This is a genomic window from Blautia sp. An46 (assembly GCF_002161645.1).
Classification (GTDB): domain Bacteria; phylum Bacillota; class Clostridia; order Lachnospirales; family Lachnospiraceae; genus Blautia; species Blautia ornithocaccae.
The window spans coordinates 1-672 of record NZ_NFIF01000062.1; the positions used below are offsets into that span (position 1 = coordinate 1).

The 672-nt window shown below is 48.8% G+C and carries 2 rRNA genes; both read left to right on the forward strand.

Features of this window, described 5'->3' with window-relative positions:
• The first annotated feature begins 10 nt into the window (after positions 1 to 10).
• A 5S ribosomal RNA gene (rrf, locus tag B5G00_RS18515) occupies positions 11 to 128 on the forward strand.
• A 428-nt stretch (positions 129 to 556) separates the two neighbouring features.
• Positions 557 to 672 (forward strand): 23S ribosomal RNA (locus tag B5G00_RS18520); the annotation flags it as partial.

Consider the following 672-nt stretch of genomic DNA (forward strand, 5'->3'; position numbering starts at 1 on the left):
AACGAAACTTTCCGGTGGCGATGCGCTTCGGGGAAACACCCGTACCCATCCCGAACACGACGGTTAAGACTGAAGCGGCCGATGATACTATGCTGGAGACGGCATGGGAAAGCAGGTGGTTGCCGGGAACCCCAAAAAAAGAGCCGGGGAAAAGGCGATGAGATAGAACGGCACCATAGAAGGTGTAACCCACATCAGCGGGGAAGCGCTGTTTGGATAGCTGGTTTTACCAGTGATTAGAGGATATAAAGATTTGTATCTTCTAATGGCTGATAAAACATCAGTCAATAGTGTGCCAGCCCGCACATCGGCAGCGAAGCTGCCTCAGTCGCAAGCAGGCACCCTATACAACAGAATAAAAACACACTCCTGAGTGCGAGCACTCGTCGTGCATTTTGATTCTGTTGTGCACTGTACCTTGAAAACCGCATATGTAAAACATTCATTTCTTGATGATACGTTAAACGTAAGATAGAGACGAAAACGAGGCACTGCGAAAGCAGTGAGAGAAAGAAAACCAACAAGCCGTCTGATGTTAACGCTATAGCATCAGAGAGGCCAAGCAAAAAAGAGCACAGGGCGGATGCCTTGGCACCAAGAGCCGATGAAAGACGTGATAAGCTGCGATAAGCTTCGGGGAGGAGCAAATATCCATTGATCCGGAGATCTCTG